Source organism: Dellaglioa sp. CoH-57-MRSF-18 (assembly GCF_056781995.1).
This window is the reverse complement of record NZ_JBXAXX010000042.1, coordinates 1-631: the sequence shown is the minus strand read 5'-3', so window position 1 is coordinate 631 and position 631 is coordinate 1. Positions and strand designations below refer to the sequence as shown.

1 protein-coding gene is annotated in these 631 nt (G+C 55.3%); it reads right to left on the bottom strand.

Annotation, left to right across the window (positions count from 1 at the left end; genetic code table 11):
- Positions 1–174: 174 nt before the first annotated feature.
- The coding region (locus AC1RPG_RS07945) for a hypothetical protein (protein ID WP_481762459.1) at positions 175–631 on the bottom strand (457 nt) is incomplete at its 5' end.

Here is a 631-nt window from a genome sequence, read left to right as displayed (position 1 = left end):
TGCTTGGCCTTCGGCCGTGAATTGAGCGCCGAGCGCAACCAGCATTTCGGTGCTTTGCTCGATCTTCGAACCCGGGAAATAGATAGACATGTGTTTTCTCCAGTGTGGAAATTAAGCAGGAGAACTGATTAATTGTGCAGTTCTCCTGTCTCCCCTTAAATTAGGGAATGTGGTTTAGAACGCTGAGAACGGGAGCTTAGCGTTGCCCGACAGAATCGCAGCGGCCGTCACCGACACTGCGCCACCGTTGTTACCCGCAAACACCCGGCGCGGTGAAGCGTAGCCCGGGCGGCCCATACGGAGTGCAGCTTCAACAGAGACCGGCGCGCGAGCGTCGTCTTCGTATTCATCTGCAAACGGTTCATCGTGACCAGCTTCCGTCAGACCATCGTCTTCCAGATCAGGCTTCACGTGTTCTTCGTCACCCAACATATCGAGTGCCGAAGCATGCGAGTTACGCACTTCAACCGGCTTGTCCTTCAGTTGATTGGCGATGGTCAGGATTGCCTTAGCGTAGTCCACACCGTGCGAAGCAAACACGCGACGAATCAGCTTGTCTGCATTACGCACACCGGCCGCCGCAAATTCGTCTTCGAGTGCAGCACGCAGTTCGTTGCGCACGTCCTTGAAG